Genomic DNA, 22009 nt, shown 5'->3' with positions numbered 1-22009 from the left:
CCCTTATCGATTTAATTCCGCCCATTGGCGTTCAAAGTTTTTAAATGGATCATTATTATTTTCATCTATCACTACGGAATCATCCTGCTTCCATTGTTTGAAAATGACATACAAGACATATGCAGCAGCAATTCCGATAATAGAATAGATGTTAGACAAAGCAATACCGAGTACAAAAAGCCCAAGAATTGTCCACCCTATCTTTCCTCCAAATGATGGACTTTTCATGAATTGCTTAAAGATAACATATAGAAGCCAGATACCAAGTCCTAATAAAACCATCGGACCAAGGTTTACTAACAGTACAAAAAGCGCAACTAGGCCTCCGACAAATAATAGGAATTTTTTCACTGTTTGTTCCTCCTTTCCTTTCTTAATTCCATCTTATCGTCTAGCCTGTTACGGCGTAATGCACCTTAGGCATATTTCTTATAAGACCTGAGACGTATTTTAGAAAAAATTGCACAAAAAAATACTGTCACACCTTTTTAACAGGTGGACAGCATTTAGTCGTCTTTTTCATTTTGTGCAACCATTCCATCAACGAGCTTTTCCGCTGCTCTCCGATAGAAGCTACTAATGTTTGCAAAAGTTACAGCAAGTAACAATGTCTCTAAATAATCCTTATCCGTATCAGCTAGTTTTTCTACTTCGTTGGTCACTTCATCTGTGATGTCCGTTATATTTGATAAAACACGATTCTCATTTTGTTCAGAAAGCGCTAAAAAGCTCTCATAGAGGGCATCTGCTTGAAAATCTTCATGGGCTATCTTATCATTTAACCGTTCTAATAACTGTTTAATATCTCCGATAGACAGTGCGCCTTTCATATGATAAATAAGACTAATTAAGATCAAATGCTCTCTGGAGTACTTTTTGTTCTTCACCGGGATAAATAATTTCCCTTTTGCATAATTATTAATCATCGTTTTCGTTAATATCTTTTCTTCTTCATTTCTTTTTGAATCAGAAAATTGCTTTTCAAATAATTGAATAACCTGGTCCATATATAAATCAATATCAGGAATATCCTTTAAAGATAAATGATTATCCAACTTAAGAGAAGCCATTATTTCTTGTAAATTGTCCATGTAGTAACCCTCTCTTACGATTAATAGTCTCTATTATACAGAAAAAAACACCAAAAGTAAATCTTGACTACATGACGTTATACGTGTATTATTACATGTAGTATTAGAAACTACATCAAAACGTAAGGTGTGATAATAATGGGATTTCATATTCGAGAACCTATAAATGGGCTGACTCATTTATTTGGAGCAATTTTGTCCTTTGTTGGACTGTTAGCATTGGTAATCAAAGCAAGCATCGACACACAATCGACATTAGCAATTATTGCAGTTGGCATTTTTGGAATTAGCATGATCCTGTTATATGCCGCATCTGCAACGTATCATATGGTCATTGCCAAAGACAAAGTTATTGCCTGGCTTCGCCGTATTGATCACTCCATGATTTTTGTATTAATCGCAGGGACATATACACCAATTTGTTTAATAAGTCTTAACGGATCTACTGGTTGGATTCTGTTCGGTGTTATTCAAGGATTGGCTGTTCTCGGGATTATATTTAAATTAATCTGGTTCCATGCCCCAAGATGGCTGTCGACATCGATATACATTGTAATGGGCTGGATTGTTATCTTCTTTAGTGTTCCACTTGCATCCATTATTGGTGGAACTGGTATCTCCTTGCTAATAGCTGGCGGTATTTTTTATACGGTTGGTGGATTAATCTATTGGTTGAAGCCATCCTTTCTTGCCTTCAAGAATTGGGGATTCCATGAGATATTTCATATATTCATTATGCTTGGAAGCCTGTTTCACTTTATCTGTATTTTTGGATATGTATTGTAAATCAAGTTTGATTTCTAAAAACTAGATCTGCAACAAAAAATCTTTTGTTGAATGGTATAAAAAGTGAGGCAGAGATAAAACAATTTCCTATCAAAAATCCGACAAAATTATTGACTACAATAAATTAATGCAATTAAATGAATTTATTGGAAGTTGAAAAGGGTGAGACTCCTTGAAAAAGAAAAGCACTTTTTCTGCGTGCGATGTGTCGCTGCCGAAGCATTCCTTGTCCTGCGGGAACAGCACGAGCCGAAAATCCACACGGAAAAGCGAAATTTCTTTTCCGTGTTAGTTGAGGCCGTGCCCGTGGAAAGCGAACCCATTTTCAAACTAAAATGGAACTGTTCGGATATTGATACTAATGCTCTTGTTTTGTCTCATCTTCCTTTTTTAATGGAACTACTTTATCGGTTCTAATTCTGATTGTACATAATGATACAAAAGCTCCTCTGTACACTGAAGCGACGATTCATGTGTTCGTTCAAATGCATGGGAGGAATCAATTCCCGGTCCAACTAAGCCGTGAATAATATCATGTCCACTACGAATGGCCGCAGATGCATCTGATCCGTAATATGGATAAATATCTAGTTTGTAAGCAATGTCATTATCTGCTGCTAACCGCGTTAGCTTTTGGCGAAGGCCATAATGATAAGGACCACTTGCATCTTTCACACAAATTGAAACGGTGTATTCATCGGTCGATTGACCATCTCCAATTGCCCCCATATCCACTGCCAAATACTCTACGGTTTCAGGAGTAATATTGGAGTTCCCACCATAACCAATCTCCTCGTTATTTGAAATAAGAAAATGGGTGGTATATGGTAAGGTAATGCCTTCTGATTTGATGCGCTTTATAAGCTGAAGCAGGATGGCAACACTCGCCTTGTCATCTAAATGACGCGATTTAATAAAACCGTTTGCTGTTTGCTGGACACGAGGATCAAAAGAAACAAAATCGCCTACCTCGATACCTAGCGCACTTACTTCCGCAGCATTATTCACCTTTGCATCAATACGAACCTCCATATTCTCCTGATTACGTTCCGCTTTTCCTGCATCCTTATACACATGAACAGATGTTTGATGCATTAATATCGTCCCTGTAAAAGATTTACCGCTTGATGTATGTATCTCGCAATACTCGCCTTCAATGGAATTGTATTTAAAGCCACCAATTAAGTCCAAGCGAAGGCGACCATTACTTTTAATTTCCTTCACCATGGCTCCAAGTGTATCAACATGAGCTGTCAGCATACGATGCTGATCATCGCTCTTTCCTGGTATCGTTGCGATAAGACCGCCTTTGCGATTCCGCTTTGTTGCCACATGATACTTCTTCAAATGGTTTTCTACAAAAGCAATGACGTTATCTGTATAACCAGATGGGCTTGGTATAGCAACAAGCTCTTTAATTAGCTGTGTTGTTTCTTCGATATTTGGATAGTTCATAAAACAGACTCCCTTTCTTTTCACGCTTTCTTTCTATTTTATCGTGAATAGTGGATTACAACAATAACAAGGCTTTAATACCATGGCAACGCTATTCCTCTTCCAATGGACGAATAACTGCTCGCACTGGACTTCCATCCCCTCCATAAATAGCAAGCGGTAAAGCGATTAACTCATAATCACCTGGAGCAACATGCGTTAAAACAAGATTTTCTAAAATAGATACACCATGCTTAGATAGCGCATGATGTGCTGTTAACTCCTTGCTGTCCACTGGATCAACAGAAGGTGCTTCTATTCCAATCAGATGTATATGCTTTTCCTTTAAAAAGGGGCCCATATTTTCATGTAAAATAGGATAGGCTTCAGGAAAAACGTTAAAGCTTTCTCGTTCCTTCATGCGCAATAAGAGTCGGGACACCCCAGCTAAATCAAAGCTTTCTAGCTCCTCCTGACCGATTACATCCCAGTCCCGTACATCGATTACTCTTGCCTTGCCAATAAAGCGATTTATATCTAATTCATGTATTTTATCCCCGTGGTTATTAAAATGAAACGGAGCATCAACATGTGTTCCAGTATGAACACTCGTTGATATGCTTCCGACATTCACAGAACCACTTTGCTCCTTTGTACAGCTTAGCGCATATGTAAAAGGCGTATCTCCTGGCCAGACTGCGATATTATTTGTAAGTGGTTGCGATATATCAATCCATTTATTTTTATTCATGTTCTTATCCCCCTTATAACAGTCCAATTGTATGAAAAAACACAACCAGAATGGTGAGTGGTACAATCCAAGTCATTAAAAACCGCCATGCTTGATACAGACCTTTTGATGGCGCACTTCCCAAGTGGAACTCGCTTTCTACTAGCACCCGGTCCATACGATGAATAATGAAAATGGCGATTAACAAGCTACCAAATGGAAGTAAAATATTACTCACCAAAAAATCTGTTGCATCAAATATAGTAAAACCAACGATGGATACTTCATGAAGTAGACTAGAAGATAACGCGGATGGCAATGCAGCAATAAATACAATTGCCCCAAGGAGCCATGTAACCTTTTTTCTAGTTCGTTTCTTGTTCGCTGTAAATGCTGCGACAATAATTTCGTATAAGCTAAAGGAAGAAGTTAACGTAGCAAATAAAAACAACCATAAAAACAATACTAAAAATAGCTCACCAAATGGCAACTGTGAAAATACTGCGGGTAAGACAATAAATAACAGACCAGGCCCCTCCGTTGGCTCTAACCCGAAAGCAAAGACAACTGGAAATATTGCTAGGCCTGCTAATAGGGATACAAGTAAATTCATACTCACTACCGTCGCAGCAGAAGATGGCAAACGGACATCCTTTTTCAAATATGAGCTATACGTTACCATACAGGAAAAACCAACAGCAAGTGAAAAAAAGGATTGACCTAACGCATATAAAATCGCTTCTTTGTTAAGTCCTGAAAAATCAGGTGTTAGAAAAAAGGCAATTCCCTCCATTGCTCCTTCTAAAGTGATGGAACGAACAACGAGAATGATTAAGAAAATGAATAGCAATGGCATCATATACTTATTTGCCCGTTCAATGCCTGCGCTGACACCAAAAGAAACGACAATAATATTAATCAAAGTAAAAAGGAATAAGCCTACAATTGTAATCCACGGTGTTCCAATAATGCTTCCAAACAGCATACTAAAGTCCATACCCGTTGCAATAATGCCCCCAAAAAGCGCACGAATACTATAAATGAATACCCAGCCACCAACTACACTATAGAAAGAAAGTAACAAAAAACAACCTATAACTCCTAGCCTGCCAATCCAGACCCATGCTGTGTTAGGAGCTAGCTTTTTATATGCACTAACCGCTTCTAAGGAAGCACCTCTCCCAATAATAAATTCAGATATTAGCATCGGTAATCCGATTAATACCGTAAACAAAACAAATAATAAAAAGAACGCTCCGCCACCATTCATCCCAGTTACATAAGGAAATTTCCAAATCGCACCAAGTCCTACAGCCGCCCCGGCAGATGCGAGAATAAATCCTAGCTTGGAGGACCATTGATTATTCGGATGCTTCATTCGTCATCCCTCCTTCCACTTGCTTCCATAAAAATAAACCGCGTCGCTATAACGTTGTTCGAATATCCCAAAGCTCGGGAAAAAAGCGGTGATCAAGCACTTGTTTTAAATAGTGCACGCCACTCGAGCCGCCAGTTCCTGTTTTAAATCCAATAATTCGTTCTACCGTTTTCATATGTCTAAAACGCCATTGCTGTAGCCAATCTTCTATATCCACTAATTTCTCAGCCAACTGGTATAAGTCCCAATATGTATCCACGTCTTGGTAGACTTGCTTCCATGCCTCCTTCACAGAAGGATCACCTTCATAGACGTTTGCATAATCACGATTAATTAATGCTTCATTAATCGGAAACCCAGCCTGGTGCAACGCTTCTATTGAAACATCATAGATGCTTGGAGAATGGAAAGCTACTTTCAGTACGTCGTATACCCTGTTGTCGTTTTTATAGATTTGTAGTATTTTACTTGATTTATAGCCTAAGGCAAATTCTATTAATCGATATTGATAAGATTGAAATCCAGATGCTTTGCCAAGCGTATCACGAAACTCCATATATTCCGCTGGAGTTAAGGTTGCTAACACATCCCACGCTTGAATGATTTGTGATTGAATCTTCGTTACACGAGCAAGCATCTTAAATGAGGCCTGCATCTCACCTTTTTTAATCGCCTCAATCGCAGCGTGTAACTCATGAATAATAAGCTTCATCCAGAGTTCACTCACCTGATGAATAATGATAAATAACATTTCATCATGATGATCAGACAATCTTTTCTGACTAGACAAAATGCCATCAAGATGTAAATAATCACTATAGGTCATATCATTTTTAAAGTCTGTATGAATGCCCTTTTCATTTTCCAGTCGTTTATATAACTCAGAAATAGACTTTGACATGTGCTCATCAACTCCTCGATTCATTTATCCTTGCCAGCCTTTAAGCCTATGCAATCACATCTCGTTTATTTTCATACTGTAAGTATCGTTTTTCCTCCATGATCTTTTTTAAAATCTGCACTGCCCGCCATATTTCTTCAAAAGAATTATAAAGCGCAACAGGAGCAAGTCTTATCCCATTTGGAGAACGAAAATCAGGGACAACGTGTGAATCCTTTAATGCTTTACATATACGGGCTGCATCCTCATGCTCGATATACACATGCCCGCCTCTTTTAAAATCTTCCCTCGGATTTGCTATTTGAAAATGAAATGGAGCTAGCTCATGCTCGATTAATTGCATCATATAGTCTGTCATCTTTAATGATTTTCTTCTTACCTTTTCTAATCCTGCTTCGTGGAATAGTTGAAGTGACCCTAATAAAGGAGCTGCACTTAATAGATGGGGCGTGCCCATCTGAAATGCTCCAGCATGGGCTGCAGGAGTAAACCGATGCTCCATATCAAATTGCTTATCCTTTCTCGAACCAAACCAGCCTGCTAAGCCTGGCTGTTTGGAAAAATGGCGTTCATTTACATACATGCCACCGACAGCTCCAGGACCTCCATTCAAATGCTTATAATTACACCAACAGGCAAAATCAACACCCCAATCATGGAGCTGATGAGGAATGGCTCCGATGGAGTGACATAAATCAAATCCAATAACAATATCCCGCTCATGTGCTTCGCTAGTCAATCGTTCGATGTCTAATAGCTGACCACTTCGATAAAGCACACTTGGAAGGAGAATTAACGCAATATCCTCCTGCATCGCCTCGATAATATTATCCTCATTAAGCAGCCTTCCATCATTGCTCTTCACTTGCACTAAATGTTCCTCAGGTGACAACCCATGAAGCTGAAGCTGGCTTTTTAACGCATAGATATCTGTTGGGAAGTTTAGTTCATCTGCTACTATTTTATTTTTATTCCCTGTCGGTTTAAAAAATGTCGCGACAAGCTGATGCAAGTTAGCCGTTGCAGAGCCTGTTACAATGACTTCATCTGCCTTAGCGCCAAGAAGCGGCGCACTCATTTCACCGAGCTTCTCTGCATAGTAGAACCACGGTTCTTTTCCTTTCATCCAGCCATCAATTCCGTGTTCCTTCCAAGATGCTAATATTTCGAGTAACGACTTTTCTGCACGTTTCGAGAGTAATCCTAATGAATTGCCATCAAAATATATCGCATCCGCTTGTTTATAAAACGCAGCTTGAAAAAATGCCAGTTCATCTTCCTTATCCAATTGTTGGGCATATGCCTGTGTATAGTTATTATGCACCGTCATCCAAGACCCCCCCTACTGAATTTTCTGTATAATAACAATATATCGAACCTTTTCTTTCGTTGTCAATGTGGGCAGAAATTATCCAGAACGAAAAAAATCGGTTGACTAATCAACCGATTCTTCCTAATACCCTACGCCTTTAACAATTTTGCATTAATCGCAACAATTACAGTACTTAAACTCATGAGAACTGCTCCTACAGCAGGGCTTAATACAATTCCTAATGGTGCTAAAACACCTGCCGCAAGTGGAATAGCAACAATATTATAACCTGCTGCCCACCATAAATTCTGCACCATTTTCCGATATGTTTTCGTTGATAGATCGAGTAAAGAAACAACATCCATTGGATTACTTTTCACTAGCACAACATCTGCTGTCTCCATTGCAACATCTGTTCCTGCTCCAATTGCAATTCCTAAGTCAGCAGTCGCAAGGGCGGGTGCATCATTTACTCCATCTCCAGTCATTGCAACCTTCCAACCCTTATCTTTAATCTTTTTAATTTGATTTGCCTTATCATCAGGCAGCACTTCTGCATATACTTCATCAATTCCAACCTGCTTACTTACCCAATTGGCAACGTTCTTATTATCTCCAGTAAGCATAACAGAATGAATACCTTCTTCATTCAACTTTCCAATCGCTTCTTTAGCGGTATCACGCACCATATCTGCCAAAGCGATCATACCAATTAATTGCGATTCAACTAAGACAAATACAACTGTCTTCCCCTGTTCTGATAGCGCTTGATATTGTTCTTTGTCATAGCTGATTTGTTCCGCCTGCAAATAACCTGGACTAACGACATGTACTTGTTTTCCTGAAACGTTACCAGAAATCCCTTTTCCAGTAATAGATTTAAAATCGGATAGCTCTTGAAGCTCTTTTTCCTTGTCTTGTGCTGCTTTTACAATGCCTGTTGCAATTGGGTGCTCTGAGTTTTGTTCAAGACTCGCAGCCCATTGCAGTACATCTGCTTCCTCATAATCATGTACTGTAATCACGTCTGTTACACCAAATGCACCTTGTGTTAATGTTCCCGTTTTATCAAATACAACGGCATTTAAATTTCGCGCGCCTTCAAAGTTTGCACGGTTTCGAATAAGTAACCCTTTTTTAGCAGATATAGACGTGGAAACAGCTATCACAAGTGGAGCTGCCAGACCAAGCGCATGTGGACAAGTGATTACCATTACCGTAACCATACGTTCTAAAGCAACATCAAATGAATAGCCAAGCATAAACCAAATAGAAAATGTGATAACACCCGAACCAAGTGCAATATAGAACAACCATTTGGCCGCTCGATTCGTTAAATCCTCTGTTTTTGATTTAGAAGCTTGTGCCTCTTTTACAAGTGTAATCACTTGAGATAAATAGGAATCTTCCCCTATCTTTTCAACATGAATAACGAGCGATCCCTCTTTATTTATCGAACCGCCAATAACCGTATCACCTTGTTTTTTCTCAACTGGTACCGATTCACCAGTAAGCATCGCTTCATCGATTGCTGATGCACCTTTGACAATGGTTCCATCGACAGGAATCTTTTCGCCAGGCTTTACGAGCACTCGATCATGGTGCTGTAATTTACTCACTGGAACATCTTCTACCTTTTCATTATCATCAATCCTGTGTGCATCACTTGGCATTAATTTAACAAGTTCCTCTAATGCATTAGATGCACCCATAATAGAGCGCATCTCGATCCAATGACCGAGCAGCATGATGTCAACTAATGTAGCAAGCTCCCAGAAAAAATCTTTTCCTTCCCAGCCAAATACTGTTAAAGAACTATACGAATATGCAACGAATATAGCAATCCCTATTAGCGTCATCATACCTGGACTTTTTTGCTTGAGTTCATCAACCGCGCCTGTTAGAAATGGCCAACCGCCATAGAAAAATACGAATGATGCAAGAATAAACAAGATATATTGATCATAGGAAAAGCGCCAATCAACCCCTATAAAGCTTTGAATCATTGGAGAAAGAATTAATATCGGAATCGTAATTACAAGCGAAATAAAGAAGCGCTTTTTAAAGTCTGCGACCATATGGGCATGGTGCCCCCCATGCCCATGTCCATTAGAATGCTGTGCTTCTTCAGAATCATGCTTTTGAGTATCATGTGAATGCTTTTGTTCATGATTACTCATTTTATCCCCTCCTAGCATCTTTTTTATTTTTCCTTTAATTTTTCCTTTATCGCTTCAAATTCATCCATCGTTATTTCCCCTCTTGCTAACCGGTTCTTGGCAATGTCTAATGCACTATTCTCAGACTGTGCGGATGACTTATCCTTCATTATCCATACTAGTCCAAGGATAATGACAATAATTAAGAAAAACCATGTAAAACCAATACCACCAAATCCATGCATCATTTACTATCACTCCTTTTAATTAATACCCATAATAGAAAAACTTCACACACCATTTGAAGGTTCTAGCTTTTAATTTTAGTTTACCCATCAAATATCCAGTTTCTATGCAGAGAACCGTACGGGAAGTGATGTTTTAAAAAGAGACAATGATTTTTGGCGTTGGAGCTAGACACGACTATTATTCTATAAAGAATTATCCTCTAGACAACAAGTAAAAAACGAATGATCACTTACCGCGTGACCATTCGTTTTCAAAGATAAGGTAGCATTTTATATTCAGTTTTTAAGCATTCGATTCCAGGGCTTTTCGCATCCTTGTTTTATAAAGGATTGGTACTATCCAAGAATAGATAACAAATAACAAGGCTGTAAAAAAAACTATCATTGCTGGGACAAATAATTGAAGCACTGCCAAAAGCATGACCAAAACCATCGCACCTATAAAAACGATTGATCGTCGTCCGATTTTATCCACTAGCCGAAAAGGAGCAAATAAAGGGTGGGTCAATGAATCATGGCACGCTAATAAGGCAAGAATATTTGCATCTTCTTGTTGAAGTAATAAAGCTTGCTGATAACATTGCCTTGTTTTTTTCACCTCGCCTTTTAGTGCATGGAACATCCCCGTATAGACCAAGCTCTGAACTTCTTCTTCAGCTGATTCCATCACATTATTTATGTGTACTTGTTGAACTGTTGCATCATAGATTGCAACATAAAATTCACAGAGAAACTGGTTTACACGAATGTTTGATGGATTAATCTCTCTCGCTCGCTCTAATGCTGCAAGTGCCTTTTCTTCTTGTCCTGTTTGTAGCATCAATGCTCCATAGGACGTAATTAATTCACTATCTCTCGGAGTTAATTGAAGCGCTCTCAAAAAAGCTTCTTCTGCTTCTTCAAGTTTTCCTTCCCTATGGTAACTGAAACCGATAAGGTGCATTGCTTTGGATTCATCATATCCTAAATGTAATGCTTCCCGACAATATCCTCTTGCTTCTAAATAATTCCTTCGAGACATTTCCACGATTCCCATTTGAAAAAGCGCTGTAGCATTATCAGGGTCGTCTTCAAACACTTTATCTAATAAAGAAGCAACAGTCTCATATTTCCCAATATCTAGATAATGCTGGATCATTTCAGAATCATTTTCTATCCCTTTGAGTACCATTGACGAGCTCCCCCTTTGTCCCAATCAAGAATCCATTTTCCTTATAATTATCAATCAGTAATTAGAATTATGTATTGAAGCCTTTTTTCTTAAACACGAATGTAGGTAAAAATTCCTGTGTATTCTATTAAGTATATCGACCTATTCTATTGAATTATTAATAACTTAAATCTACTATTTACTTCTTTATAATAAAAGTTGAATAATAGTTACATTCTCATTTATTAAGTAAGACTAGCTTTATTTGTAACATCACAAAAAGACCATCTACTATTAGTAGACGGCCGTCAAAGCTAGACATGAAGATCAAACTGTATTAAATCCGTTTCAAAGAAACTACCCACAATTATTTAATGTAAAAAGTAAAGAAATTGCTTTTACGAAAAAACATCTTCTCTAATCTAAACGAGCAATTAAATTTTTGATTTCTTTTAAAAACAGTAATACTAAACCTATTAGTATAAAAGCAATGCTTAAAAAATATGGAATATTGACCATAATATCATCACGAACTTGCTTAAATTTCCCTGGTGGTTCACTCCATCCACCTATACTAGGCACATAATTAGCAATAGCAAGATGTATGATTCCGTACAAAAATACCCCTGAAATCAAAAACACAGCACCTAAAAAATCCGTTCTCTTCAATGTCTTCCCCCCCAAAATGGTTTAACTAATAATTTCCCAAGGTAAAACTTTTTTAGTGCTCTTCTATTCGGATACTTGTATAATGATTAAAAAAATCATCGTAAAAGCAAGTAAACTAAGCATATCATGTTTTACCATAATTTGTATTATGTTTTCAACCCTCAAGTCATTCGTTTGGAATTTTAAAATTAAAGCAAGATAAAGTGCAAGATTTTATTGCAGCTCGTTAAATTTCCCATCTTTTCTTACGCTAAAAATATAGTTTCGAATTTACACTTATTAGGATTCTCCTTATCAGCATAATGGTACTTCCCTTCTAGTCGTTAACGCTTCTTTCGTTTACTTTTTTCAGTATAAAAACAACCCAGTAGAATTTTTATACTAGGTTGTTTACTCTCTGGATTAACTAATTTTCTGTCTTTGTAAAAATTAATATAGCAGTATGTAATACTTTTTCTGATCCAAAAGCGCCCCCTTGAAAAACGGAGTTGAACTTAATGTCTTTTAAAGTAACTTTTGCATTTTGAGTTTCGTTAACAATAACCTTATTTAATTCTTCTTCAAGGTCATACGTGTTTTCTGCATATACCACTCTAGTAAACGTCAAATAATCACCTCCAAAATTCAATGTTCGACAGGAAAGGATAAAATCCTCTTTTTTAAACGATTCTTTGTTTAGGTTACCGCTCTTGTTATTTTCAAGAAATTATAACAATAAAAAAATCATCCTCTTTTAATAGAGAATGACTTCTAATCTTCTTATATAAATCTAAAACGCATTATTTTTCGTTCGCACCAATTTACAGTAGTATGTATTGGTGGAGACGGTGGGATACTCTGAATAAAATTTTGTTTAGTTTTAAAAATACGACAAAAGACTTGATACATTAGGCTTTTTAGCAGCTTATAAAAAAACCACTAAAACAATAATTTTATCGAAATAGTATCATAATTGTATCACGGAAGCAGAAATAATAGTTGTAAGTATAAAGAGGCGGATTAACTTCCCGTCTCTTTTCTAAATTATTGACACTCCCAATATATCCTTAAAAGCAATCTCTGTTAAGTACCCATCATCTACCCTCACGTACTTATGCAGCGCATCGATTGTAAGTAATTTACTTTTTTACTCTGTGATAATCGTGGTCGGCAAAGTATTCAATCTCCACAGTTATGTTATTTTTTTTAGCTTGCCTTAACTTAGCGTCAATCTCGATAAACTGCTGATCATCTAATATCGGCTTTTGTTTATGGTCTTGTTCCTCAAACAATTTATTTAATGCTTGCACATGCTCTGGCAACATGATTGATGTCTATTTGATCATATCTCATTCGTTAATAACTATTAACACCCCTTTTTCAAGAACGCTTGTTCCTAGTTTATCTCAAAACTAATGATCATAGTCTGTCAAAATTTATAACATAAAGAAGGATTAGATATAATTATGTCGAAATATTAGATAAAAGATAAAAGTCAATGAATATGAAGGAACAAAATCAATTATATGAAAAGGAGAGTGATTTCTTAGTTAAACTCATAAAGAGCAGAGACAAAGAATCATGAGAACAATAAAAAGTATAATTGTGACGCATAACGCTGCAATGGAAAGAGTTGAGTACGATTAGTAACTTAGTTATATCAACCAAAATAAAAGTTAATAATTTTTTAAGAATGTATTAGCAGGAAAATAGCCCTTGTTGTCGAATGCTGTAAAGTAGTATCTAAAATGTGAGGTGTAATAAACATGACAAACATACCCGATATTGCCTTAGATAAAATCTTAACCCCTAAAGAAAACAAGATTTCCAATAAGCAAATAATAGTCAGTAAGATTAAAGGCATAAGAGTTAATAAATTTAGAAATATGCAAGATAAACTTTTCACATTATCTGATAGAGTTACTCTATTTTCTGGACATAATGGTACTATGAAATCCACTTTAATTGGTCTATTTGTTCAGCCGTTTAATTCAGATGTTGTGGATCTTTACAATAACCCTTTAAAAACGCAATTTAGCAGTATTTTCAAACTATCTCCGGAATACGATAAAGAAAAATACGAGTATGATGTGTTTATAGAAGATATTGATGGGTTTGATTATAGGATCCCTGTCTATACTAAGCCAAGAAGTAAAGATAATCCCAACATTAGGATTGTGACTGGAGGAAATTCTAAGTACGATGGTAATTTAATATATAATACTAGTTATTTGAACTTAAATCGATTGTATTCTATTCAATCATCAAACGCTTCTCCAGATCCGATATATTTGAGTGAAGATGAAAAAGTATTTATTTCACGATTCTATAATGCTATTTTATTAAAACAATCATACAAACAGATGGAAACTATAAGGGATAAGACATTGAAGCAAACTTTTGGTCCAACAAATAGTACATATAATTACGAATCAATATCTTCTGGTGAAGATAATCTAGGTAGAATAGTACATAGTTTAATAGCATTCATGAGAATAGCAAAAGAAAATAAATCTAGTACTTATAACGGTATATTATGCATCGATGAAGTAGAAGCCAGTTTACATCCAGTAGCTCAAATCAATCTATTTAATTTTCTTTATAAATGGTCTGGGAAATATAGAGTTCAAATTTTACTAAATAGCCATTCTCTCTCTGTTATTAAGAACGCTTCGGATATGGCTAAAAAAGGTAAATTAATAACCACATATTATTTATCAACATTATATTCAAGTAATATAGATGTTCTGTACAACCCAGCATATGAAAGTATTTATAAAGAATTAACATTTGAATATACAGGTAAGAATGAGTTGCCTAAAATTGACATAATATGTGAGGACAAATTAGCAGAAAGATTTATAAGGTACATGGTTTCTAAACAAGACATTATTCGAAGAATTAATTTTATTGCTCATGATCAATCTGAGGGTTTTCCTTTTATGTTTCTTATAAAACTATCTAATAATGCAAGTAGTGTTTTGTCAGATGCCATTATTATTCTAGATGCCGATGTTCCTGACGCTGCAATAAGTAAAATAATAAAAAAAGATAAGTTTATTCAATTACCTAATAAAGCTCTAAAGCTTCCTATAGAAAAGTTATTAGTTCGTTATTTATGGTTAAAAGAAGTAGATGATCAAATCTTTACTAAGAAATTAAAGCAGCCAAGAGAATCAATTATTAATTCACTAATACAATCTAATATTAATATTCGAAGTGAAGATGATATTAAAAATATAGAGGTCAAACATTTCAAGAAATGGGTTAAAGATAATGATGACATAGTTAAGAAAGTATTTAATGCATTCTCAAAGGATGTTGAGGGGAGAGAGGAATTTGTAGATGAGTTAGTAAAAAAACTAAATAAAATATTCAATGTGAATGGTTATCCATTAATAAATTATAATAAATAAAAATAGCTGGCCAAGTATATTATTTTAGTTTATACTGTTTAAAAAGGGGGGATTATTTTGACCAGTATCTATTCTCCTTTAAGATACCCTGGCGGAAAGAATAAAACCTATAGCTATATAAAGCATTTAGTTGATATAAATGATATTAGCACCTATATTGAACCTTTTGCGGGAGGTTCAGCTGTAGCATTAAGATTATTAATTAATAACGACGTTAAAAATATTATAATAAATGATTTTGATAGAAGCGTTTATGTATTTTGGAAAGTACTAGTCAATAACCCGGAAGAATTAATAAACAGAATTACCAATACTGATATTACTATGGATGAATGGTACAAACAAAAGGAAATTCAACTTAACACTAGTAAGGCAGACGATGTATCGCTTGCATTTTCCACTTTATTCCTTAATAGAACTAATCGATCTGGTATAATAAAAGCAGGGGTAATTGGTGGCAAAAATCAAAATGGGCATTACAAAATGGATTGCAGATTTAATAAACAAGAAATTATTAATAGAATCAGGTTAATTTCTTCCTTTTCCAAGAGAATTAAAGTTACAAATATGGATGCAATAGATTTCATAGATTATGAAATCAGGCATACTAGGAAATCATTAACTTTTTTTGACCCTCCATATTACCATAAAGGTCCAGATCTATATACAAATTTTTATTCACATGAAGATCATGTAAAATTATCAAAAGTTATTAAACAGCAAATGAAAAATCGATACTGGATATTAACATATGATATTGCAGAAGAGATTGAAAAATTATACCATCAGTATGAATACAACAAATATTATTTAAATTATTCTATTGCAAAACCAACAAAAGGGCAAGAGTTCATATTTTTTTCTCGAAAATTGAACAAAGGAACTTTGGAAAATTATTTAAATATTGTTTAGTAGCTCTCACGTGATAATGTGAGAGCCTTTTTTATCTTCCATTAGATAATTACTATATTCTAATAGTCATTAATATTCCTTTTGTTTTACTATTCAACTTTTATATACTTACTACTTGCTGTCACGTAATAAGTAGCACCTTTACTGTTTTTAACTTTATATTGATAACCCTTTCCAACCTTAACTTTGGAAACAATAGTCGGAAAACCATACCCCTTTTTAAGATAACCAGCAACGTGAGCATCAGACCAACTGGCTTTATTGTAAAAGCGTAATTGACCGTTATGAATTGATTCTACACGTTTACCAATATAAGTCGGTTTAGGCTTGCTTGCTGGTTTTCCTTTACGCATTTTATTAAGCAACTCGATATTCTGTGCAGCTGTACCTTTATAATTTTTGATACCATAATCAGCAGCATATTTTTTACGTGCCTTAAAGCTTGAGTTTTTTCCAATGCTATTAAGGTAATCGACTATGGAGTCTCCTTTGTAGGTAGTTACCTTATCTGACTTAACTTCTTGTTTAGGTGGAACATAGGTGTTTTCTTTACTATTATCAAGTCGCTTCTTAAACCCTGTCCATTGATCAAGCAAACGTCTAGGGCAGTTCTTTCCAGACCAATGCTTATGCGTTACGACTTTCTCAATGCTAATGGTATGTTCATTCATTAGCTGTTGAATAAGCCACACAGCATTAGATACTGCTTTTCCAAAGTCGCCATCTTCATTCTCACAAATTTCAATTCCAATTGATTTACGATTCCCTGTACCGTTTCCTCCGTCCCCTGCATGCCAACCATGCTCATTGAGAGGTAAGTGTTGATAGACCTCTTTATCGTCTACAGTAAAATGCCACCCAACAGTACGTCCGCCTGCACCATTTAACAAATAACGACTGTGCATTTCAGCATCTGCACCTTTATTGGTGTTAGCTGTATTATGCACAGTGATGTATTCGGGATTCATTTTCCCGCCTGGTCGCTGATTCGTTTGGCTTTCAGGAATAAACTTCTGAATAATATTCACCATTACTTAGCATCTCCTTTACTATTTTTACCTAACTCAAACAAACCAACAGATGCCAACCCACTAATACCTCCTGCCCAAACACGTTCGCCGATAGCAGCATCAACAAAAAAAGCTACAGCACCTAATCCGATGCCAACAGCTACTGCTACTAATGGTAAGTACCTCTTATTAACATTTGTTGCTCTTTTTACTGCTTCGACTCCCCCAACTGTAACTGGTGCGATCACCGTTGCAATTGTTAATATTTCCATCATAATTAACTCCTCCTTTTAATTAATAAAGACCCATTACCTAGGTGGTAACCGATCTTCTATATCATCTAATTTTGTAATTACGATATCGTACTTACTACTAAACCCTTTCAATATTTCATTCTGATCGTCAATTGTCTTATACAGCTTCTTCTCTCTATCTGCTGCTTCTTTTCTACTCGAGTAAAACAACCAAACAAAAAGGACCGCAAATGGTCCTTGTGTTAAAAAATATTGCAATATATTTTCAATAGCCATTCCCTCCATGTTCGACCCCCTGTTCTCTTTTTAAAAGCAAAAAGCACTATAAGTGAGTGTAAATTATTATTTATTTCTATCTATTAATATCTTTTCCTAATCCAAGCAATAGACCAAGTCATTTCACCGTTTACTTCAGAATAGTTTTCTACTTCGATTTCTCTAATTCCACTTTCATTTATTTTTAGTTTAGGATTAATATTATTTCCCACTTGATCAAAGGTAGCTACCTCGGGTTTTGCATCTATAATCATCACTGTACTAGGGTCCAAATCCTCTATGCCTTTTATATCGTTACTTAGATAAACTTTGTTATTTCCATCAACTTTTTCTTTTCCACGTGCATAATATACTGGAGGGGTTTCTTGTAAAAGTTCGGTAATTTTATTTTTTATTTCTTTATCTATCTTATTATTAATTATAGATTTAATCATAAAATAACCCGCCCCAATAATTAAACCTGTAGCTATTGTAATTACAAGTCCGAGTTGAGCTAAAGTTTGCCCCATAAAATGTCTTGAATACTCATCTATAAGACTTAACATTTCGTATAAATTTTCATATTTACTTTCAAGTTCTTCAATGCGACTTTCTAACATTTTTTTCTCCTCCTCAATTACTAAATTCGACAAGGAGAAAGAAAGTCCTGCAAATAAAAAACAACGCCTTATTTGACGTTTGCAAGGTCAAGCTTTTCATTGAGTTTTTTCCTAACCACTACCTGTAACGCATCCATGCTCTCGTTGTCTTGGTATTCTTTTGCAGTCAGAGGCACATAGCCACTTAAATGTATTGATCGTTGCTCATCATGCCCACTAAAATTAACGTGGACACCACTCATCTTGCCTTCTGCATAGTTAACGTTTACTCCTGAAATTTGGATAATCATTCCTGTTCATCCTCCTTTTCAAATTGATCTAGTAGATAATCATAAGCGGCTGCATCTTCACCACTAAGTTCTTTGTCGCATTCTTCAAGCACGCGCTTTACAACTTTCAACATCCGTTCATTGTCTGCACCCTCAATGACCATGTATTCATCAAACAGTTCAATGCGATCATTTTTAAAGCCCTCAACATTTTTTAGTTGATATCCTTTGCCATCAGTTGTTTTTAAAGGGTTACCTTCAGCATCTAAATGGCAATGTTCCTTCAGTAACTCTTGTTCTTGTTCAGCGAATTCTTGCAGCCGATTAGATAACATTTTAATAAACTTTGTTCGATGCCTGGATGGTTTTGCTTTTAGCTTTAAGTCATACAAAAAATTAATAACCTGCGTTAACATCTTATTTTCAATTTTAATTTGCATCATGCCACTCCTTCTAATTTGTCTACTCTAGCTTTAAGTAGTTGATTCTCCATTTTGAGCCAATTGATATCGTCAACATTTATATTGACTAACTCCGACAACTCCTGAATCGCTTTTGTATTCAGACTATTCATCTGATACTGATCAACACCAGTTTGATCGTGATTTAACACTTCGTATGGCGTTTGATATCCAGCTCCGATTACATACCCGTATCGTAACTTTGTGATGCCACTCTCTACGTCCGTTATTTTTCGGTACTGGTAAATTACCGAGTTATTAATAATATCTAAAGCTGATCCTGTCCATTTTGTAATGTCTTGTTTACTGTCGATAGTAGACTGAGCAGTAAATTTATCAGCTCTTATTTCCACAAACGTACTTGCTTGACCAGGCTTAGTTGCTCTTACATGATAATCTGTCTGCAGATAGACGATTCCTGCTGCTGCTCTAACCACCACATACCCACCATTCGACATAAAAACACCGTTATTACCTGCAGTATAATTTCCATTTGCAATAACAGACCCCTGTGCGTGTAGAGTTTGTAATCTTACATCGCGATAGATATCAGACAGCCCTTTATTTACAACTCTCAACTCACCATCGCAACCGATGTATGCATTTGCTGATTGAGTAACAAAAGAATAACCTCGAATTTGAGCAGCATAGATATCTCGATATATTGGATTTCCTGTGGTACCTTCTACATAGCCTTTATTCACGACATGCATCACGCTGTCTGTTCCCATCCATAAGCTTGTAGTAGTTGTTGTAAAAGCTGTGCCGTAAATATTCGCAGCTCTTAATGGTCTAAAGATAACCGACCCACTTTCCGCAAATCCTAATGATGTAATCCGTACTTCGCCATCCGTGCCAATATACCCATTAGCATTGGGACCAAACCTTAAACCTAATGCACGAATTGGTCTATAAACATAGCTTCCAGGGGCCCCATCTGAAGGTACTTCATTGACTCTTACAATCCTTACTTCATACCCATCTGCAGGTGCAACATATGCATTTGAATATGTCGTTCCTAGTGCTGCAGATGTAACTAATAATTCATCTGCTCGAAATCTAACGGAACCACTACCGTTATATCCATAAATCCCATCTGGACTGATATTGACGTACTGGGCATTACTCTTAGTTAATTTAATGTTGCCACCAATAATCTCCATCCAGTCTGTACCAGCAGATGATCGAAACTTACTACCATATATATCAATACCTCTTATAACTCCAGCATTAATCTTGTCAGCTGATAAATCATGGACTTTTGCGTTTGTAATAGAACCATCTTCAATTTGCAAAGTGCCGACTGCTGCTGTTCCTATCTTTGCTCGACTTACTGCAAGATTTTGTATAGCAGCATTACCTACAGCTAAGTTAGCAATCTTAGTGACAGTAACTGAACCATCTGCTAATTTTTCAGCATCAACCGCTAAGTCTGCAATGAGTTCTTTAGTTATACTCCCGAATAATATATCATCAGTAATTATGCGCACAGTCGATGCACTGACCTGTACGCTAAAATCTCCTGGTGTTCCTCGAGTGTTTACAGATCTAATTTTGTAATACCAAACCTCATCGGTATTTACTTTGTGATCAAAACCGCTTGCTCGACCACGGTATAACAAATGTTTGCTATCGGGGACAAAGCCCATAATTTGTGAGCCATACACTTCGTAATGGCTGATATAAACTTTACTATCGTAATCCCAATGTAATTGTACAGCTTGAAATGACCCGGATGCTGATACATTAACAGGTGTGCCCGGTTTAATATCCGGATAACTGCCATTGTCAATTGGCTTAGTTGGTCTTGGTTTCTTAACCGTTTCTTTTATATCCTCGACTTCTTTTAGCAACGGATCTGTCATATTTACAAATTTACCTACAATAAGTTTAACTTCTTTAATTTGCAATATGTCATATTCTAAACCTGTAATTTGAGATTGCAGTTCAATTGGCTTGTTATAGCTTCTGTCCAATATTGTTACAGTATCACCAAGACTAACTTTCTTGTCCGTTTCTATTATCGTAGCTTCGTGCATAATCTCTTTTAATTTCTGTTCTTGCAATGCTTGCCACGTAGCCCACAGCAAATCTTCTGGTGTGTCATAATCTTGATTACTAAAATGGCCAAACCGATGCTTCCTGACACCATTATGCAAATAACCATATTGCTGTAAAGCTTCTGGATCTCCTACCCATTTTTGTCCTTTAGGTTTATCTACTGGGTCACCATTCGCTTTTGACCAAACAACATTTTCAAAGGTAATGTACCTGGTATAGCCACCATTATCAGTTTCGAGAGATGCACCTTGTGCCCACAGAGCTGTTTTGATATAAGATAGTGTTTTTCTTTCAATTTGTTCAGCGTTGTAATCCGGTTCAACAATCAATCCATTGTCTGTTCCTAAACGCTGCACAATCCAAATCTTACGTTCTATGATTTCATTGTTTTCATTAAGTGTAATCGTATCTTTGATTGATCCACCCCAGGTATTAATGATTTCCCACAAGGACTCAATTCCATTAATCCAATAAAAGTTAGCTGTTGCTAAACCTAAATCAACAGTAACCTCTCCTACATAGCGAGTGCCTAACAATACACCATCTAATGCGTTCTGCGCCAACTTGTTTATGAATCGTCTATCCTCTATCAAGTGATCGTATAATTCCAAAAAGGATGGTTCACATATTGCTTGGATATTGTAGCTAACAAATCCTCCTCTAGACGAGCTGACCTCACGCAAACCTTTAATGCGCATTAAACGCAATTTGTTGTCGCGGTCGTGAAATGCTACTTGGTTTTCTTCAGCAATATGTTTTAGTAGAGGACTATTTTTTTTCACATTAAAAACAAAGGACTCTTCGGGTATATGGTTTTCATAATCTTTAAACCACGTACTTACGAGTCCAGTTTCTTTCGATAATATTGTTATAAAGTTATCGTCTTTATCAAAAATATACAGCACAGTTTATCA

23 protein-coding genes are annotated in these 22009 nt (G+C 36.1%); 3 read left to right on the top strand and 20 right to left on the bottom strand.

Annotated features, from left to right (window positions below; all coding sequences use genetic code 11):
* Nucleotides 1–3: 3 nt before the first annotated feature.
* On the bottom strand, nt 4–351 hold the full coding sequence (locus tag SPK86_RS06405) for a lmo0954 family membrane protein (RefSeq protein WP_284141146.1): 348 nt from the start codon (nt 349–351) through the stop codon (nt 4–6).
* Between the two features lie 155 nt (nt 352–506).
* Entirely contained in the window at nt 507–1091 is a 585-nt protein-coding gene (locus tag SPK86_RS06400; protein ID WP_284141145.1) for a DUF1836 domain-containing protein, read from the bottom strand.
* Nucleotides 1092–1229: 138 nt separating this feature from the next.
* Here SPK86_RS06400 and trhA point away from each other — a divergent pair, with 138 nt between their 5' ends.
* Nucleotides 1230–1877: a PAQR family membrane homeostasis protein TrhA gene (trhA, locus tag SPK86_RS06395; protein ID WP_284141144.1), complete on the top strand. Its 648-nt coding sequence runs from the start codon at nt 1230–1232 to the stop codon at nt 1875–1877.
* A gap of 399 nt (nt 1878–2276) precedes the next feature.
* On the opposite strand, the gene SPK86_RS06390 is transcribed toward trhA, so the two are convergent.
* From SPK86_RS06390 to SPK86_RS06340, 11 genes are all read right to left on the bottom strand, one after another.
* Entirely contained in the window at nt 2277–3332 is a 1056-nt protein-coding gene (locus tag SPK86_RS06390) for a M42 family metallopeptidase (RefSeq protein ID WP_284141143.1), read from the bottom strand.
* Nucleotides 3333–3423: 91 nt separating this feature from the next.
* The gene (kynB, locus tag SPK86_RS06385) at nt 3424–4062 is read right to left on the bottom strand and encodes an arylformamidase (protein ID WP_284141142.1); all 639 of its coding nucleotides are present in this window, start codon (nt 4060–4062) and stop codon (nt 3424–3426) included.
* 13 nt (nt 4063–4075) lie between these two features.
* Nucleotides 4076–5419, bottom strand: coding sequence for a sodium-dependent transporter (locus SPK86_RS06380; RefSeq protein WP_284141141.1), 1344 nt, complete (start codon nt 5417–5419; stop codon nt 4076–4078).
* 46 nt (nt 5420–5465) lie between these two features.
* Entirely contained in the window at nt 5466–6320 is an 855-nt protein-coding gene (kynA, locus tag SPK86_RS06375; protein ID WP_284141140.1) for a tryptophan 2,3-dioxygenase, read from the bottom strand.
* A gap of 46 nt (nt 6321–6366) precedes the next feature.
* Nucleotides 6367–7650 carry a kynureninase gene (kynU, locus tag SPK86_RS06370; RefSeq protein WP_330948915.1) on the bottom strand — a complete coding sequence of 428 codons (1284 nt, stop codon included), beginning with the start codon at nt 7648–7650 and terminating at the stop codon, nt 6367–6369.
* Nucleotides 7651–7781: 131 nt separating this feature from the next.
* Nucleotides 7782–9812, bottom strand: a complete 2031-nt coding sequence (locus SPK86_RS06365) for a heavy metal translocating P-type ATPase (protein ID WP_330948914.1) — start codon at nt 9810–9812, stop codon at nt 7782–7784.
* A gap of 23 nt (nt 9813–9835) precedes the next feature.
* Nucleotides 9836–10039, bottom strand: coding sequence for an SHOCT domain-containing protein (locus SPK86_RS06360; RefSeq protein WP_284141137.1), 204 nt, complete (start codon nt 10037–10039; stop codon nt 9836–9838).
* 283 nt (nt 10040–10322) lie between these two features.
* On the bottom strand, nt 10323–11210 hold the full coding sequence (locus tag SPK86_RS06355) for a tetratricopeptide repeat protein (protein WP_330948913.1): 888 nt from the start codon (nt 11208–11210) through the stop codon (nt 10323–10325).
* Between the two features lie 396 nt (nt 11211–11606).
* Nucleotides 11607–11858 carry a hypothetical protein gene (locus tag SPK86_RS06350; protein ID WP_284141135.1) on the bottom strand — a complete coding sequence of 84 codons (252 nt, stop codon included), beginning with the start codon at nt 11856–11858 and terminating at the stop codon, nt 11607–11609.
* 406 nt (nt 11859–12264) lie between these two features.
* Nucleotides 12265–12465 (bottom strand): hypothetical protein, encoded by a 201-nt coding sequence (locus SPK86_RS06345; protein ID WP_284141134.1) that lies wholly within the window; start codon nt 12463–12465, stop codon nt 12265–12267.
* Nucleotides 12466–12976: 511 nt separating this feature from the next.
* Nucleotides 12977–13162 carry a YolD-like family protein gene (locus SPK86_RS06340; protein ID WP_330948912.1) on the bottom strand — a complete coding sequence of 62 codons (186 nt, stop codon included), beginning with the start codon at nt 13160–13162 and terminating at the stop codon, nt 12977–12979.
* 441 nt (nt 13163–13603) lie between these two features.
* Here SPK86_RS06340 and SPK86_RS06335 point away from each other — a divergent pair, with 441 nt between their 5' ends.
* The gene (locus SPK86_RS06335) at nt 13604–15253 is read left to right on the top strand and encodes an AAA family ATPase (RefSeq protein ID WP_330948911.1); all 1650 of its coding nucleotides are present in this window, start codon (nt 13604–13606) and stop codon (nt 15251–15253) included.
* Between the two features lie 57 nt (nt 15254–15310).
* Nucleotides 15311–16165 (top strand): DNA adenine methylase, encoded by an 855-nt coding sequence (locus SPK86_RS06330; RefSeq protein WP_330948910.1) that lies wholly within the window; start codon nt 15311–15313, stop codon nt 16163–16165.
* Nucleotides 16166–16254: 89 nt separating this feature from the next.
* Here SPK86_RS06330 and SPK86_RS06325 read toward each other — a convergent pair whose 3' ends face one another.
* From SPK86_RS06325 to SPK86_RS06295, 7 genes are all read right to left on the bottom strand, one after another.
* The gene (locus tag SPK86_RS06325) at nt 16255–17196 is read right to left on the bottom strand and encodes a peptidoglycan recognition protein family protein (protein ID WP_330948909.1); all 942 of its coding nucleotides are present in this window, start codon (nt 17194–17196) and stop codon (nt 16255–16257) included.
* Nucleotides 17196–17450: a holin gene (locus SPK86_RS06320; RefSeq protein ID WP_330948908.1), complete on the bottom strand. Its 255-nt coding sequence runs from the start codon at nt 17448–17450 to the stop codon at nt 17196–17198. The genes SPK86_RS06325 and SPK86_RS06320 overlap by 1 nt, the downstream gene beginning before the upstream one ends.
* Nucleotides 17451–17483: 33 nt before the next feature.
* Entirely contained in the window at nt 17484–17714 is a 231-nt protein-coding gene (locus SPK86_RS06315; RefSeq protein WP_443089762.1) for a BhlA/UviB family holin-like peptide, read from the bottom strand.
* Nucleotides 17715–17788: 74 nt separating this feature from the next.
* Entirely contained in the window at nt 17789–18304 is a 516-nt protein-coding gene (locus SPK86_RS06310) for a hypothetical protein (RefSeq protein ID WP_330948907.1), read from the bottom strand.
* Between the two features lie 68 nt (nt 18305–18372).
* A complete protein-coding gene (locus tag SPK86_RS06305) occupies nt 18373–18594 on the bottom strand; it encodes a hypothetical protein (protein WP_330948906.1) in 222 nt (73 codons plus the stop codon).
* Complete coding sequence (locus tag SPK86_RS06300) at nt 18591–19016, bottom strand: DUF1617 family protein (RefSeq protein WP_330948905.1); 426 nt, start codon at nt 19014–19016, stop codon at nt 18591–18593. The genes SPK86_RS06305 and SPK86_RS06300 overlap by 4 nt, the downstream gene beginning before the upstream one ends.
* Nucleotides 19013–22000: a phage tail spike protein gene (locus SPK86_RS06295; RefSeq protein ID WP_330948904.1), complete on the bottom strand. Its 2988-nt coding sequence runs from the start codon at nt 21998–22000 to the stop codon at nt 19013–19015. Before SPK86_RS06295 ends, SPK86_RS06300 begins: the two co-directional genes overlap by 4 nt.
* Nucleotides 22001–22009 lie beyond the last annotated feature (9 nt).

The organism is Virgibacillus sp. MG-45, from assembly GCF_036409425.1.
GTDB lineage: Bacteria > Bacillota > Bacilli > Bacillales > Amphibacillaceae > LDC-1.
This window is presented reverse-complemented; position numbering and strand designations above follow the sequence as displayed.